This window comes from Pseudarthrobacter sp. HLT1-3, assembly GCF_059383535.1.
The window spans coordinates 186,797-202,137 of the sequence record NZ_JBWZCJ010000001.1; the positions used below are offsets into that span (position 1 = coordinate 186,797).

A 15,341-nucleotide genomic window follows, 5' to 3' on the forward strand; every position below is an offset into this window, starting at 1 on the left:
CTCAGCCCACCAGTTCGTAGGCCGGCGTGGTGAGGAAGTCCGTGTAATCCTCGGAGAGGCACAGGTCGCCGATGAGCCTGCTGGCGGGCGCATAGTGCTTTGTGAAAGCCTCCTCGCCCACCTCGCCGCGGAGCTTCTCGGTCTCCTCGGCCAGGATCGAGGACACCAGTTCGCGCGTCACGGTCCGGCCGGTGTCGGCCAGGACCACCTGGTTGCGGATCTGCTGCCAGACCTGCGAGCGGGAGATCTCCGCCGTCGCGGCGTCCTCCATCAGGTTGTGGATCGCGACGGCGCCGCTGCCCGAAATCCACACCGCGGTATAGGCGACGGCGACGTAGAGGTTTAGCCGCAGGCCCGCCTCGGTGACCGTGCCGCCGGCGGAGGCGATGTCCAGGAGCTGGTCCGCGGTGACCGAAACCTCCGGGCGTTGCCGGTCCAGCTGGTTCGGCCGCTCACCCAGGACGGCGTCGAAGACTTCCTGGCAGACCGGCACGAGGTCCGGGTGGGCCACCCAGGAACCGTCAAAGCCGTCATTCGCCTCGCGGGTCTTGTCCGCGCGCACCTTCTCGAAGGCCTGGGCCGTGACCTCGGGTTCGCGGCGGTTGGGAATGACTGCCGCCATGCCGCCCATCGCGAAGGCGCCGCGGTGGTGGCAGGTCTTGACCAGCAGTTCGGTGTAGGCGCGCATGAACGGTGCCGTCATCGCCACGGTGGCGCGGTCCGGCAGCACAAAGCCCGGGCCGGCGTCGCGGAAGTACTTGATGATGCTGAACAGGTAGTCCCAGCGCCCGGCGTTCAGGCCGGAGGCATGGTCGCGGAGCTCGTAAAGGATCTCGTCCATCTCGAACGCGGCCGGGATGGTCTCGATCAGGACAGTGGCGCGGATGGTGCCTTGCGGGAGGCCGAGGTAGTCCTGCGCAAAGACGAAGACCTGGTTCCAGAGACGGGCCTCGAGGTGGCTCTCCATCTTGGGCAGGTAGTAATACGGGCCCTGGCCGTTTTCCACCAGTTGTTTGGCGATGTGGAAGAAGTGCAGGCCGAAGTCCACCAAGGCGCCGACGGTGTGCTCGCCGCCGATCAAAAGATGTTTTTCGCCCAGGTGCCAGCCGCGCGGGCGTGCGACGACGACCGCCAGAGGCGCGTCGGTCCGGAGCCGGTACTCCTTCCCCTCCGGGGACGTGTAGGACAGGGTGCCGGCCGCGGCGTCGCGGAGGTTCAGGATCGACTCGATCACGTTGGGCCAGGTGGGGGTGCTGGCGTCCTCGAGGTCGGCGAGCCAGACTTTCGCCCCGGAGTTGAGGGCATTGATCGCCATCTTGGCCGGGGCGGCCGGGCCCGTCATTTCCACCCGGCGGTCCTGCAGGGCTGCCGGGGCCGGGGCAACCTTCCAGTCGCCCGCACGGATGGCGCGGGTTTCCGGCAGGAAATCAAGCCGGCCGGTGCGGGCCACGTCCTCGCGTTTACCCGCCCGGGCCTTGAGCAGTTCCCCGCGGGTGGCGGCGAAGCGCTGGTGCAGTTCCTCAATGAAGGCCAGGGCCTCCGGCGTGAGGATCTCCTCCGCACGGTCAACAGGGCTGTGGGCTGAAATGGTGAGAGCCATTGTGGGTCCTTTCCTAGGCTGCGATCGTGCTGCGGTTCATGCCTCGAATCCGGCCGCGAACCGTGCGGCGCGTCGGGCGCGACGCGATGACCGGAACGCTTTTCCGGCGCGGTGGCCATGGCGAACACACTAGCGCCCCTGGCTTTGGATGCCACCCATTGGGTTTCCTCCCGTGCTGCGGCGGAGTCCGTTCCTAGCAGAAGCCGGCGATGCCGGACCAGGCGGCCTCGGCCGGTACGGCGTCTTCGCGCTGGACTGTCGCCTCGATCAGGCCGTAGGGGCGGTCGGCGGCAAAGAACACCTCGTTGGGGTTGTCGAGGCCAAACGGCGAAAGGTCCACCAGGAAGTGGTGTTTGTTCGGCATCGAGAATCTGATTTCGTCGATCTCCCCGTGTGCTTCCAGGACCTTGGCGCCCATGTCGAACAGAGTCTGCTGCAGGGCATGGGAGTACTTCTCGGTGAAGGCCTCCAGCAGGAGGGCCTTGATATCGCCGTAGCTCTTGTTGAAATCGAGCGAAGCGAAGTCCGTCCCGGTCTTGAAGCGCCAGCGGGCGGAAACATCGGTGGCGAGGATCCGGTCGGCGGTCTCAGGCAGGGTGGTGTACTTGTCCCGCGGGAAGCCGGCGAAGCCTGACTGCGTGGACTTAAGCACGGTGAGGTCCTTGAGCCCCGAGATGAGGTGCCGGTCGGCACCGTCGCGTACCAGAACTGCCGTCCGGACTTCCTGGCCGCTGCGCACGAAGGAATGGTCGTGGGCCGCGCCATGGGCCTGGATGCGGTCCCAGCGATAGGACTCCGCCTCCCAGCGGCCGCCGGACACCCAGTCGAAGCTCGACGTGAAGTGCTCGCCCAGCCGGAGCAGGAAGGCCTCCGGCGAGCCGATGCCGTCCCGGGCGAACGCGTAGATGGTGTTCTTCTGCGTATCGGTTGCCACCACGTGGCTGTTGTCGCCCGCGAGGTGCGCCGCGGCAAAATCGCCGCGGAGTTGCGAAGTGACGTTCAGGTCTTCGATTTCGTGGCGCTCAGTGTCGCGGGTGATCTTGACGACGCGCACTTCAGCCTTGCCGAACTGGTTCGGCCCGAGGATGATCCTGCTGTTCATATGCGGTTACCAACTTCCGGTAGGTGGAATGAAAATCCCACAAAGAAATTTCCTGCGCATTTCACGTTTGTTGCTTTGTCCGCCGGCCCACAAAAAAGAGCCGGCGCCAATTCACGCCAGCTCATTACGACCCTGCCTGCTGCTCCCAGGTTACGTGGCCGGAACCACGAATTATCCCAAGGCTAACCCGGCCTGGCGCCCGTGTACACCGCAATCTGGCCGGACGGTGAAAACGTGGAAACACAAATCCCAGGTCGCGGAATTGTTCCTCTGCAAAACATGGCGCAGCCCGCGGTGCGCTGTTAGTCTCGCTGGTGTCAAAGGCGAGCACCCGGACTCGGGAGGCTATCTACCAGGCGCAACTAAACCTTCATCGCACCCGTTGAAGCCTGGTAACCGACGGAACTGGCATCACGTTTTTCGCTAGGCGGTACCGGCTTCCACAGCACCAGGGAGTGTCATCATGACTGTCATCGTCACGGACCAGGCGTATCTTGCCCGGTCCATCGAGCTTGCCACGGCCAACGTGATGAACAGCGGAGGGCCGTTCGGGGCGATTATCGTCACCGCGGACGGAATATCGTTCGACGGCGTCAACCGCGTCACCGCCACCAACGACCCCACGGCCCACGCCGAGGTCACGGCAATCCGGCGGGCCTGCACCGAACTGGGCCGGTTTCAGCTGAGCGGAGCCACGCTCTACAGCAGCTGCGAACCGTGCCCCATGTGTCTGGCCTCCGCCCTGTGGGCCCGCGTGAACCGGGTGGTTTTCGCCGCCGACCGCCATGACGCAGCCTCGGTCGGATTCGATGACGCCGCGTTCTACGAGTATTTCGAGAACAACCGGCCCGACTCCGTCCTGCGCGTGCACCAGCTGGAGCTCAACGGTCCGGAAGCGCCGCCGGTGCTGCAGCCCTTCACCACCTGGCACAGGCTGAAGACCCGGACTGACTACTAGGCCGGTCTACTGACCCGGCGGCCGGGGTGCTGTTTTCGCTGCGCTTTCAGACCGGCGCGACGGGAATCCGGGGCGCGTAAATCCGAAACCGCAGCGCATTCCGGCGCACCGGGCCTGGGCGGTTCTTTTCACCGGCCGCGGTGAGGGGCGAGAATGTGCTCACCACCACCACCGCAGCAGCAAGACCCGCAGCGTCAGTGTCCCAACAGACCTAGCCCGCAGCAGCAAGACCCGCAGCACCAGGAGGTGCCAATGGACATGAACACCATCGAGGCCGTGGTCCGCACGACGGATCCGGCCGACTGGCAGGCCGGAGATGCCTGGCTGGCCGGCGGCACCGTGCTGTTTTCCTATGGCAGCTTCGCCTTTGGCCCGGAACCGCTCAGGCGGCTGCTGGACCTCGGCTCCGCCGGCTGGCCGGCCGTCACCGTGTCCGAAGCCGGGATCGAGCTCGCGGCCACCTGCACCGTGGCCGAGCTCTATGCACTGCCCGCCACCGAAACTGGACGGACGCACGCCGCCACCTGGCCTGCGCTGGAGCTGATCCGGCCGTGCTGTGATTCGTTCGTGGCGTCGTTCAAGGTCTGGAACATGTCCACCGTGGGAGGCAACCTCTGCACCTCCCTGCCGGCCGGACCCATGATCTCGCTGTGCGCGGCCCTGGACGGCGAGGCCACGGTGCTCGGCCCGGGCGGCGCCGCTCGCACGGTGCCGGTAGCCGACTTCGTCACGGGGGACGGGCGCAACTGCCTGGCACCCGGCGAGCTGCTCCGCAGTGTCCACCTCCCGGCGTCGGCCCTTGCCTCGCGGGTGGCGTTCCGCCGGTTGTCGCTGAGCAACCTGGGCAGGTCCGGTGTGCTGCTGATCGGAAGGCTCGACGCCGACGGCGGCCTGGTCCTCACCGTCACGGCCGCCACCAAGCAACCCGTGCAGCTGCGCCTCGAGATCGAGGCCAGCAACGCCGGCGGCAATGCTGCACGCACCAGTGCGGCATCCGCACCGGCAGCCGCACTGTCAGCGGCGTTGGACGCCGCCATCCCGGACGACCTCTATCACGACGACATCCACGGACTGCCCGCCTGGCGCAAGGACATAACCTACCGGCTCGCCGAGGAAATCCGCGCCGAGCTGGCGGCCCCGGCGGGGACCGCGGCACACGTGTCCGGCGACTTCTGGCCGCCGCGTCGTGCATCGCCGCCGCGTCGCGCATCACCGCAGCAGGAAGGGGTCTGAGCATGGCTATCGAGATCAACGGCGCCGCGGCGCAGTCCGACCCGAGGCCCGGGCAGTGCCTGCGGACGTTCCTGCGGGAGCAGGGCAACTTCGGTGTCAAAAAAGGGTGCGACGGCGGCGACTGCGGCGCCTGCACCGTGCACGTGGACGGTGTTCCCGTGCACAGCTGCATCTACCCCGCGGTCCGCGCGGAAGGCCGTGCCGTCACCACGGTGGAGGGCCTCGCCCGCACCGCCGCCGCCACCAGCGCCGGCTCAGCCCTGCACCCCATGCAGCAGCAGTTCCTGGACCGGCAGGGGTTCCAGTGCGGGTTCTGCACCGCCGGCATGGTGATGACGGCGGCCACCTTCGATGAGGAGCAGAAGGCCGACCTGCCCCGGAACCTCAAGGGGAATCTTTGCCGCTGCACCGGCTACCGGGCCATTGCGGACGCCGTCTGCGGCGAGGCCGCGCACGGCGAATCGAGCCACCCGGACCCCGTAGGTCAGGGCTCCGGGACCGCAGGTGCCGGCCAGCCCGAGCCGCGGCCCGGCCAGCTGGGCGACGACGTTCCGGCGCCCGCCAGCCGGGGGATCGTCACCGGCGCGGCGCGCTACACGCTGGACGTCCCGGCGTCGGAGCTTCCCGGGCTCCTGCATGTGAAACTCCTGCGCTCGCCGCACGCGCACGCCCGCGTGCTGTCCATCGATTCCACCGACGCCCTGCGGATTCCCGGCGTCGAGGCCGTCTTCACCCACGAGGACGCGCCCGCGCAGCTGTTTTCCACCGCGCAGCACGAGCACTTCACCGACGATCCGGACGACACCCGGGTACTGGACGACGTCGTCCGGTTCGTCGGACAGCGGATCGCGGCCGTCGTCGCCGACACCGTCGCCGCGGCCGATGCCGGCGTCCGGGCGCTGAAAGTTCAGTACCAGCTGCTGGACGCGGTGTTCACCCCGCCGGAGGCGATGCGCCCCGGGGCCCCGCTGCTCCACGGGGACAAGGACGCCGTCACCGCCCGGATCCGCCGGCCGGAACAGAACGTCGTGGCCGAGCTGCACTCCGACCTGGGCGACGTCGCGGCGGCCTTCGCCGCCGCGGACTTCATCCACGAGCAGACCTACCGCACGCAGCGGGTGGCGCACACCGCGCTGGAGACCCACGCCGCCATCGCCTCGGTCGACGACGACGGCCGGCTGCAGGTCCGCACCTCCAGCCAGGTGCCGTTCCTGGTCCGGCGCACCCTGGGCCGGGTCTTCGGCCTGCCGGAGGACCGGATCCGGGTCGTGGCAGGACGGGTGGGCGGCGGCTTCGGCGGCAAACAGGAAGTCCTGACCGAGGACATCGTGGCGCTCGCCGCGCTCAAACTGCGGCGCCCGGTGCAGCTCGAATTCACCCGAACCGAGCAGTTCACCGCGGCCACCACCCGGCACCCGTTCACCATCCACCTCAAGGCCGCCGCCAGCAAGGAGGGCAAGCTGACGGCCCTGCAGCTGGAGGTGCTGACCAACGCGGGCGCCTACGGCAACCATTCCGTGGGCGTGATGTTCCACGGCTGCGGCGAGTCCCTGGGCGTGTACAACTGCGCCAACAAGAAGGTGGACGCCCATGCGGTGTACACCAACACGGTCCCGTCCGGGGCCTTCCGCGGCTACGGCCTGAGCCAGATGATCTTCGCGATCGAGTCCGCCGTCGACGAACTCGCCACCGGAATCGGCATGGACCCGATGGAATTCCGCCGCCGCAACATGGTCCGCGAGGGCGACGACATGCTCTCCACGCAGCCGGACCCGCAGGAGGACGTGCTCTACGGCAGCTACGGGCTGGACCAGTGCACGAAGCTGGTCGAGGACGCGCTGGCGCGCGGGCGGGAACGCGACCGCGCAGCCGGCCTCGCGGACCTCGGCCCGGGCTGGGTCACCGGGGAGGGATCGGCGCTGTCCATGATCGACACCGTACCGCCGCGGGGGCACTTCGCACATTCGAAGATCCGGGTCCTGCCGGACGGCAGCTACCAGGTCGACGTGGGGACCGCAGAGTTCGGCAACGGCACCACCACGGTGCACGCCCAGCTCGCGGCCACCGCCCTGTCCACCACGGCGGACCGGATCACGGTCCGGCAGTCGGACACCGACCTGGTGGACCACGATTCCGGCGCATTCGGCTCGGCCGGGACCGTGGTCGCCGGGAAAGCCACCCTGGCCGCGGCCGAGGAACTGGCCGTGCGGATCCGCGCCTTTGCCGCCGGACTCCGGCAGGTCCAGGCCTCCGGCTGCGTGCTCGACGGCGACGCCGTCATCTGCGAGGGAACGCCGGTGCCGCTCGCGGAACTGTTCGACGCCGCCGCAGCGGCCGGCGTCGACCTTTCCGGCGAGGGGCGTTGGGGCGGGACCCCGCGGTCGGTGGCGTTCAACGTCCACGGTTTCCGGGTGGCCGTGAACACCGGGACCGGGGAGCTGCGGATCCTGCAGAGCGTCCAGGCGGCCGACGCCGGCGTGGTGGTCAACCCGAGGCAGTGCCGCGGGCAGATCGAGGGCGGCATCGCGCAGGCGCTGGGCGCCGCGCTGTATGAGGAGGTCAGGGTCGACGACGCCGGACGGGTCACCACGGACATCCTCCGGCAGTACCACATTCCGACCTTCGCCGACGTGCCGCGCAGCGAGGTGTACTTCGCGGACACCAGCGACAAACTGGGGCCGCTGGGCGCGAAGTCCATGAGCGAAAGCCCCTTCAACCCGGTGGCGCCGGCACTGGCCAACGCCATCCGCAACGCCACCGGGGTCAGGTTCGCGGAGCTGCCGATCGCCCGGGACAGGATCTACCTTGCCCTGAAGGAAGCCCGCCTGGCCTCCTCCCGCTAAAACCAACGCGGGGTCAGCTACGGCCCATGTTGTGCGGGCATCTTGGGCCGTAGCTGACCCCGCGTTCTGGCCGGGGACGAGCCCGGGTCGAGACAAGGCGGCGGTCCCGGCCGGATGTCATCCGACGGGACCGCAGCCGCAGCTTTGTTGCAGTTACTCGTGGAGCCTTTCCGGGATCCTGGCGGGCAACGCTGTGCGGGTGGCCGCTGACCGACGGCGGGGCAAGGCCCGAATGTAGGGGACCATAACGATGACCGTGGCGGCGACGAAGACCAGCTGCATCAGTGTGCGCGGCAGGAGCGCCGTGGCCGGTTCGCCGTTAACCATTAGTCCGGCAAGTGCGGCGTGGACGTTCGCCGGGAACATGGCCGCCAGCAGCAGGGTCAGTCCGCCTGCCGCCCACGGCACCGTCCGGCGGTAGAGCAGGCCGGCGGCTGCAAGCAGTTCCAGCACGCCCGTCAGTGTGACCAGCAGCTCAGGGTAGGGCAGGGCCGGCGGCACCATTGCGATGAGGTCCTCGCGCATGCCGTTAAAGTGCGCCGTCCCAGTGAGTGTGAACATTGCCGCGAGGCCACCGCGCAGGCTGGTGTGCCAGGACCGAAGCGGCCTGATGCCGGCGGCACCGGCGGCTCGCAGCAGGAGGGTGACGGCCAGGAGGGTTATGAGTGGAGCCATGATGCGTCCTTTCAGGTGCATCGGGAGAATCTTGACACTGACTAGATTACGCTCCATCCCGAACTTGTCAATGGCTAGATTGGAGTTAGGCTGGAGGCATGAGCACGCACGCGCCTTACCATCATGGAAATCTTCCGCACACGATCATCCGCGCCGCACTCGACGTCATCGCCGAGTCCGGCCCGTCGGCCCTGAGTCTGCGGGACCTGGCCAGGCGGGCGGGTGTATCCCACGCCGCCCCCGCACACCACTTCGGGGACAGGGCCGGCCTGCTGACCGCCGTCGCGGCGCAGGGCTTCGGGCTCCTGGCGGACGCGCTGGCCGAGGCGCAGCGGCAAACCGGCGACTTCCTGGAAGTGGGGGTGGCCTATGTTGGCTTCGCCGTCGGGCACCCCGCCCACTTCGCCGTGATGTTCCGGCCGGAGCTGTACCGGGCCGATGACCCGGAGCTGATCGCGGCCAGGGCGCGCGCGGGCGAGTCACTCTACCGGGGAGCTGCCCCATTCGCGGCGTCGGAATCCAGCCCGGAATCGCAGGAGGCGGCCCTGGCGGCATGGTCCCTGGTTCACGGATTCGCAACGCTGTGGCTCAGCGGCAACCTGCCTCCGGGGCTCCCCGCCGACCCGCGGGAGGCCGCCCGGGGTGTGGCCTCGGTCCTGTTTTCTGGCCGGGGGTAGCCGGGCAGGGCTGCCCCGAGGACACGTCCTTCGCGGCGTTAGCCCAGCTGCCGCGCGCCCGGGACAAGATCTGCCTCGCGCTGAAGGAAGTCCGTCTGGCCATGCCTTTGACGGATGTCAACGGCCTATAGTCGGATGATGGAACAGCGAATCTTGGGCAAGACCGGACGGAACGTCTCCATTGTCGGGCTGGGGACCTGGCAGCTGGGCGCGGACTGGGGCAACGTGGACCCCGCACAGGCGCAGGCCATCCTGGCCGCCTCCGTGGAAGCCGGTGTCACGTTCTTCGACACCGCCGACGTCTATGGCGACGGCCGCAGCGAGCAAGCGATCGGGGCGTTCCTGGCGGACAACCCGGGCCTGGACATCACGGTGGCCACCAAGATGGGCCGCCGGGTGGAGCAGCGGCCGGAGCACTACAACCTCGCCAACTTCCGGGAGTGGACGGACCGGTCCCGGCGGAACCTGGGCATGGAGCGACTGGACCTCGTCCAGCTGCACTGCCCGCCCACCGCGGTGTACAGCAACGCCGAAGTGTACGACGCGCTGGACACCCTGGTGGCCGAGGGGGCGATCCGGAACTACGGCGTCAGCGTGGAGCGGACCGACGAAGCCCTCGAAGCGATGCGCCACGAAGGCACGGCGACCGTGCAGATCATCCTCAATGCCTTCCGGCTCAAGCCGCTGGACGAGGTGCTGCCCGCGGCGGAGGCCGCCGGAGTCGGCATCATCGCCCGCGTGCCGCTCGCCTCGGGGCTGCTCTCCGGCAAGTACACCGAGGACACGTCCTTCGCGGCGGACGACCACCGGAACTTCAACCGCACCGGCTCGGCGTTCGACGTCGGGGAGACGTTCTCCGGCGTCGATTTCGCGCGGGGTCTCAAGGCGGCGGCCGAGTTCGAGGAGCTGGTGCCCGACGGCGTTACTCCCGCCCAGGCGGCCATCGCCTGGATCGCGGCGCAGGACGGGGTCAGCACGGTGATTCCCGGCGCGCGGAACTTGGACCAGGCCCGCGCCAACGCCGCCGCGGCGGAGGTCCGGGGCATTGACGCAACGTTCGACGTCGGCGTCCACGAAATCTACGACCGCTACTTCCGCGAATCGATCCACCCGCGCTGGTAGCCCCTCCCCAAACCAACGCGGGGTCAGATGCGGCCCATGTTGGCGGGTTTTATGGGCCGTAGCTGACCCCGCGTTGTGGTTGGGTTGCCGGCCGTTACGGGTCTGCGGGATACCAGATCCGCTGTCCCTCGACGCGGGCGAAGGGGGTCAGGGTGTGGGGTTTGGCGAACTTTTCCGTCATGATGTCCAGGACCTCGACGTTGCGGACCAGCAGCGCGTCACCGATCAGCGACCGGTGGCAGCGCCACGGGACGGCCTCCGCGCACATGATCGCCGAATTGTTCGACCGCCCGCGTTCCACCAGCTGGTCGATGGCCCGGGAAAATCCTTCGGTCTGCATATAGTCCGCGTATCCGCGGAAGGACACGTTCCGCCAGGCGCCGTTGGGGCTGTCTTTCCGGGCGTGCCGGAGGCCGCCGAGGGATTCCATCCGCCGGTAGGTGATCCCGAGGGAACGCACGCTCGCCGCCAGGGCGTCCCCGTTGTACTGCGGATTGTGCCGGGACTTGGGGATGGTGCGGACGTCGATCAGCTTCTTGATGCCGTGGGCCTTCAGGATGCCGATGAATTCGTCGATGGGATGAGTGGAGTGCCCCACCGTGAAGATGGTCATGTCCGTCATGCCCGTCATGTCCGTCATGCCCCTATGCTAGGCGGCACGGCGGATTGTGCCGGAGGCGTAGCGGCGGACAGTGTCTGCGGCGAAGCGGCCGGGATGTTCTGATGGACTACGAACTGGGACTTACGAGCTGCGAAAGGGAACGGGCAGGGAATGACTTCATCCTCCATCGATGGCTTTGTGGACCGGCTCGCGGGCGTAAGGACAGGGCCGGGTTGCACCAACTTCTTCGACCACACCGTGCCAGGAAATGCGCAGCGCCGCCGGAACCTGACCATCTATTTACGGGAAATGCGGGACCGCTCCCCGGAGGTGCTGCTGCTGGGGGAAGCCCCTGGCTTCCGGGGCATGAGGATCACCGGGGTTCCCTTTACCAACCGCACCATGTTCGAGGGCCCCGCCAACAGTTTCGGGCTGTTCGGGCCAGGCAAGGGCTACAGGCTGCCGGCCGAAGCTGCGGGCGTGGCGGCGGAGCCAACGGCGACGGTGATGTGGGAGGTGCTGGCCGAGCTGGACTTCCTCCCCCTGCTCTGGAGTGCCTGCCCGTGGCATACCCACGTGGCCGGGCGGCCGCTGTCCAACCGCACTCCGACGGCGGCCGAGGCGGCGCTGGGAACCCCGTTCTGGCAGGCGCTGATTGAGGAGTTTCCCATCGAAACGGTCGTGGCGGTGGGCAACGTGGCCCACCGCAGCCTCCAGCGCAGCGGTTTGGACGCGCCGAAAATCAGGCATCCCGCCCATGGGGGCCGGCCCGGTTTCAAGCGGGGACTGCAGGAGCTGCGCGCGGCTTCGTAAACCAACGCGGGGTCAGCTACGGCCCATCCGGAGGGGTCTGATGGGCCGTAGCTGACCCCGCGTTGGTTGGTGTGGCTAGTCGAGCAGGTGCAGCTGGTCGGGGGTGTCGAGGTCCTCGCCGCCGGAGAGGTCGCTGCAGTCCACGAGGTCGATCAGCTCGGGATGGGCCTGGAGGAAAAAGCGCGCCCCGGCGTCGCCCGTTGCCTTTTCCGCGGCTTCGGCACGGAGGGTGGAATCCAGCAGCAGCGGATGCCCGCGCAGGAGTTTCCCGTCCGGTCCGCGGTAGGCGGCGGCCGTGACCCGGCCCGGCCGGTGGGCCGCCAGCAGGCGGGCGACGATCTCCGGGGTCAGCCCGGGCTGGTCCACCAGCGCGACGAGCACGTGGTCCCCCGGGTCGGCCGCGGCAACCCCCAGCCGGAACGAGCTGCCCATCCCGGTGTCCCAGTCCGGGTTGACGATGGCCCGGTACCGGCTGAGGTCGGTGGCGGCCCGGACCCTTGCCGCATCCGCACCGAGCACCGTCAGCGCCTCGCGGCAGCCGCCGGCGAGCAGGACGTCCGCCAGCACTTCGACGAGGGTGCGGCCGCGGAACGGGAGCAGCGCCTTGGGCCCGAGCCCCAGCCGGGTCCCGGCGCCGGCCGCCAGCAGCACCGCCGTCGTGCCTGGTGTTCCAGTCTCGCCCATGTGCCCACCCTAACGCCCGACGGCGGCGCGCTCAGCTGCCGCGGTAGGTGGAGTAGGCGAACGGGCTCAGCAGGAGCGGCACGTGATAGTGGGCCTCGGTCCCGACCACGCCAAAGGTAAGCGTCACTTCCGGGAAGAACGTCTCGGTGCCGCTGGCCGCGAAGTACCTTCCGGTGTCGAATGCCAGCCGGTAGGTGCCCGAGGGCAGCCGCTCCGGTCCCAGGTGCATGATGCGACCGTCGGCGTCGGTGGCGGCCTCGGCAAGCTGGACCCACCGCCCGCCGTCGAAGCCGTGCAGGGTTACAAGGACGTCCGCCGCCGGTTTGCCGGTGCTGGTGTCCAGTACATGGGTGGTGACGTGGGACATGCTCATTCGCCGATCAGTCCTTCGAGTCGGAGCACCGCGATTTCCCGCAGCTGCTGCCCAATGATTGCCTGTTCCTCGCCCGCGGTGTGGGCGAGCCTGGTTCTGAGCGCGGCCAGGATCTCCAAGCGGCTGCGGCCGGCTGCGCGGATCAGGAAGACCTGCCCGAACTTCTCCTCATAGCTCCGGTTGCCCTCTGCCAAGGCCTCCGCGACGGCGGCGTCGGCGGCGTCGAGTGCGGCCTGTTCCGCCCGGGACAGCCGGGCTTCGGCGCTGTTTCCCCGGGCCCGCTCGCCGATCCGGGGGTGGTGGGACAGCGCTGCTTCGATCTCCGCCGGGGTGAACGGGCAGGCCGCGGCGCGGGACGCCTTTAGAAGTGCGTCGCGGCTGGAATAGGGGCGCCCGTCGACGAGTGCATTGATCCAGCGCTGGATGTCCAGGCACGGGCGCAGGGCCTCGGCAGCCTCGGCGCGGCCGGCCGAATTGAACTGGGCAAGAAGCATCGACAGGTCCTCGGGTCTCGGTGCCGGCGTCCATGGAGCCGGGTTGTGGAAAATTCGCGCAGCCATTCCGCTCCCCACGTTAGTGTGGGAAGGATCTGATCCGCGGATGAAAGGCAGTGTTGTGAGTGAACCCATAGAACCCGGCACCGATCCGGCCGGACTGCGCGGCCCGGGCGACCCGGACGCCGTCGAGTCTCGGGAAGCCGTCGAAGTCCAGCAGCCGCACGTCGAGCCCGGCCGCCAGGGGAACATCCGTGAGGAACAGTTGACCCAGGCCGCGGGGACGGTGCCCGCCGCCTATGTCGGATCCGGTGATCCCGAGGCGGAGGACAAACCGGAAGACGCCGCCGACACCGGCATGTGGGACGAGCAGACCTGACCTGCCGGTTGCGGTGACGGCTGGCTCGCAGCCCCGGCTGGCGGGCGCGGGCCGGCCTGGACGCAACGAGGCCGGGCCCGCCGGTTGGACGGGTCCGGCCTGTTCGCCATTCCGAACCCCTCAAAGAAACAGGGCCGGCGGCGCAAGGGACGAGGCGGAATTCGCGCCTTTCTAGTTGGCGTTCTCTTCCGACGTCAGGTCGCGGTCCCTGGTTTCAGGGGTCTTGATGGCCTGGACGAGTGAGATGCCCACGATCACCATCATGTAGACGGCGATCGGCCAGTACGAATTGGTGGCCCAGGCCAGTAGGGCGGAGCAGATGATCGGAGCAATTCCGCCTCCGAGGATGGCAGAGAATTCGCGGGCGATCGCTACACCGGCATACCGGTACTTTGATCCGAAAAGCTCGGCGTACATGGCGGACTGGGCGGCGATGCCGCCTTCGACGGCGAACGTGAAGCCGACGGCGTAGACAAGGGCGATGAGCCAGATATTTCCCGTGCTGCTGAGCCAGAATGCCGGGAAGGAAAAGAGGAACAGAAACGCGAGGATGAAGACGTTGACTGGCTTGCGGCCCCAGCGGTCGGTGGCACGTCCTGCGAGCAGTGCCGCGGGGATGGCGAAGAGGCCGCCCATCGCGAGCAGCTGGGGGATCAGTGCCTTGTCAATGTTGACCACTGAGATCAGGAACGTGCCCAGGAAGGCCTGGTAGATGTAGGAGTGGGCGTGGGTGCCCATGTTGATGAGGAAGACCTGGCGAAGCGGACGACGTCCCTTCAGCAGAACCTCTTTCACCGGTGACGCGGACTCCTCGTGCTCCCGCTTGAGCTCAGCGAAGACCGGGGATTCCTTCATGTGGCGGCGGATCAGGTAGGCGGCGATTGTCACCAGTGCGCTGGAGAGGAAGACGAGCCGCCAGCCCCAGGATTCCAGATCTTCCCGCGGCAGCTGCTGGACCAGAACCCAGGCCAGTGAACCGAACACGGAGCCGACGGCGGCGCCGGCCCATACCAGCGATGTCATGGCGCCGCGCTTGCCCTTCGGAGCGAACTCGGCCAACAGCACCACGGCGCTGGCCATTTCGGCTCCCGCGCCAAAGCCCTGGATGAAGCGCAGGACGGTCAGCAGAATCGGGGCCAGGATACCGACGGACTCGTAGGTCGGCAGCAGGCCCATCGCAAAGGTCGCGGTGCCCATCAGGGCAAGGGTGGCAACAAGGACGAACTTGCGCCCAATTTTGTCGCCGTAGCGTGAGAAGAACAGCCCTCCCATGGGCCGCGCGATGAAGCCGACCGCGTAGGCGCCGAAGCTGGCAATGAAGCCCACAGCGGGGGAGACGTTGGGGAAGAAGAGCGTGTTGAAGATGATGGCAGTGCCGACGCCGTAGACGACCATGTCGTAATTTTCCAGAACGGTGCCGATAAAGCCGGCCCATCCGGCGCGGCGCAACTCTTTCTGCGGAACTGCGGTGGGCGGGCCGTGTGTGGTGTGCCCCGTTTTCACGGGCAGGGAATTCTGCGTCATTGCTGTTCCTTGTTCTTGGCGTACCGACGACTTCGTCGGCGTTTGTCTCAGACTAGGGCCAAGATCACACCATTGGCAACCGATTGCACAAGCATGGCAACAAATTGCCTTTCTGCTTAGGGCATTTTCGGGGCGGAGCGCAGGCAGTGCCCAAGGACTGCAGGCAACGTCCCCGGACTGCAGCAGGACACTCGGCCGAGAGCCGTCAGTCGAGACTCAGGATGCCCGGGGATGGCAAGACGAAGGCGTCGCGCAGCGGTGAC

At 68.0% G+C, this 15,341-nt stretch carries 15 protein-coding genes; 7 read left to right on the plus strand and 8 right to left on the minus strand.

Features of this window, described 5'->3' with window-relative positions; genetic code table 11:
* Position 1: 1 nt before the first annotated feature.
* Positions 2–1,600, minus strand: a complete 1,599-nt coding sequence (aceB, locus tag AC50X9_RS00835) for a malate synthase A (RefSeq protein WP_494889112.1) — start codon at positions 1,598–1,600, stop codon at positions 2–4.
* Positions 1,601–1,793: 193 nt separating this feature from the next.
* The gene (gene pucL / locus AC50X9_RS00840; RefSeq protein ID WP_494889114.1) at positions 1,794–2,702 is read right to left on the minus strand and encodes a factor-independent urate hydroxylase; all 909 of its coding nucleotides are present in this window, start codon (positions 2,700–2,702) and stop codon (positions 1,794–1,796) included.
* A gap of 463 nt (positions 2,703–3,165) precedes the next feature.
* On the opposite strand from pucL, the gene AC50X9_RS00845 reads away from it, so the two are divergent.
* The 3 genes from AC50X9_RS00845 to AC50X9_RS00855 all read left to right on the plus strand — a co-directional run bounded on the left by AC50X9_RS00845 (position 3,166) and on the right by AC50X9_RS00855 (position 7,736).
* The gene (locus AC50X9_RS00845) at positions 3,166–3,660 is read left to right on the plus strand and encodes a nucleoside deaminase (protein WP_494889116.1); all 495 of its coding nucleotides are present in this window, start codon (positions 3,166–3,168) and stop codon (positions 3,658–3,660) included.
* Positions 3,661–3,912: 252 nt separating this feature from the next.
* Complete coding sequence (locus AC50X9_RS00850) at positions 3,913–4,893, plus strand: FAD binding domain-containing protein (protein ID WP_494889118.1); 981 nt, start codon at positions 3,913–3,915, stop codon at positions 4,891–4,893.
* Between the two features lie 2 nt (positions 4,894–4,895).
* Complete coding sequence (locus AC50X9_RS00855; RefSeq protein ID WP_494889120.1) at positions 4,896–7,736, plus strand: molybdopterin-dependent oxidoreductase; 2,841 nt, start codon at positions 4,896–4,898, stop codon at positions 7,734–7,736.
* A gap of 153 nt (positions 7,737–7,889) precedes the next feature.
* Here AC50X9_RS00855 and AC50X9_RS00860 read toward each other — a convergent pair whose 3' ends face one another.
* A complete protein-coding gene (locus AC50X9_RS00860; RefSeq protein WP_494889122.1) occupies positions 7,890–8,411 on the minus strand; it encodes a DoxX family protein in 522 nt (173 codons plus the stop codon).
* Between the two features lie 98 nt (positions 8,412–8,509).
* Here AC50X9_RS00860 and AC50X9_RS00865 point away from each other — a divergent pair, with 98 nt between their 5' ends.
* Positions 8,510–9,088, plus strand: a complete 579-nt coding sequence (locus AC50X9_RS00865; protein ID WP_494889128.1) for a TetR/AcrR family transcriptional regulator — start codon at positions 8,510–8,512, stop codon at positions 9,086–9,088.
* Between the two features lie 138 nt (positions 9,089–9,226).
* Positions 9,227–10,210 (plus strand): aldo/keto reductase, encoded by a 984-nt coding sequence (locus AC50X9_RS00870; protein WP_494889130.1) that lies wholly within the window; start codon positions 9,227–9,229, stop codon positions 10,208–10,210.
* Positions 10,211–10,304: 94 nt separating this feature from the next.
* On the opposite strand, the gene AC50X9_RS00875 is transcribed toward AC50X9_RS00870, so the two are convergent.
* Positions 10,305–10,850 carry a DUF488 domain-containing protein gene (locus AC50X9_RS00875; protein ID WP_494889134.1) on the minus strand — a complete coding sequence of 182 codons (546 nt, stop codon included), beginning with the start codon at positions 10,848–10,850 and terminating at the stop codon, positions 10,305–10,307.
* A gap of 132 nt (positions 10,851–10,982) precedes the next feature.
* Here AC50X9_RS00875 and AC50X9_RS00880 point away from each other — a divergent pair, with 132 nt between their 5' ends.
* A complete protein-coding gene (locus AC50X9_RS00880; protein WP_494889136.1) occupies positions 10,983–11,624 on the plus strand; it encodes a uracil-DNA glycosylase in 642 nt (213 codons plus the stop codon).
* A 75-nt stretch (positions 11,625–11,699) separates the two neighbouring features.
* On the opposite strand, the gene nboR is transcribed toward AC50X9_RS00880, so the two are convergent.
* The 3 genes from nboR to uraD are packed head-to-tail and all read right to left on the minus strand — an operon-like array spanning position 11,700 to position 13,175.
* The gene (nboR, locus tag AC50X9_RS00885; protein ID WP_494889138.1) at positions 11,700–12,308 is read right to left on the minus strand and encodes a nicotine blue oxidoreductase; all 609 of its coding nucleotides are present in this window, start codon (positions 12,306–12,308) and stop codon (positions 11,700–11,702) included.
* Positions 12,309–12,339: 31 nt separating this feature from the next.
* On the minus strand, positions 12,340–12,681 hold the full coding sequence (uraH, locus tag AC50X9_RS00890; protein ID WP_494889140.1) for a hydroxyisourate hydrolase: 342 nt from the start codon (positions 12,679–12,681) through the stop codon (positions 12,340–12,342).
* On the minus strand, positions 12,678–13,175 hold the full coding sequence (uraD, locus tag AC50X9_RS00895) for a 2-oxo-4-hydroxy-4-carboxy-5-ureidoimidazoline decarboxylase (RefSeq protein ID WP_494889493.1): 498 nt from the start codon (positions 13,173–13,175) through the stop codon (positions 12,678–12,680). Before uraD ends, uraH begins: the two co-directional genes overlap by 4 nt.
* A gap of 121 nt (positions 13,176–13,296) precedes the next feature.
* Between uraD and AC50X9_RS00900 the strand changes: the two genes are divergently transcribed.
* A complete protein-coding gene (locus AC50X9_RS00900; RefSeq protein WP_494889142.1) occupies positions 13,297–13,554 on the plus strand; it encodes a hypothetical protein in 258 nt (85 codons plus the stop codon).
* Positions 13,555–13,725: 171 nt separating this feature from the next.
* Here the strand turns inward: AC50X9_RS00900 and AC50X9_RS00905 are convergent, their stop codons facing one another.
* Positions 13,726–15,078, minus strand: a complete 1,353-nt coding sequence (locus AC50X9_RS00905; protein WP_494889144.1) for an MFS transporter — start codon at positions 15,076–15,078, stop codon at positions 13,726–13,728.
* Positions 15,079–15,341 lie beyond the last annotated feature (263 nt).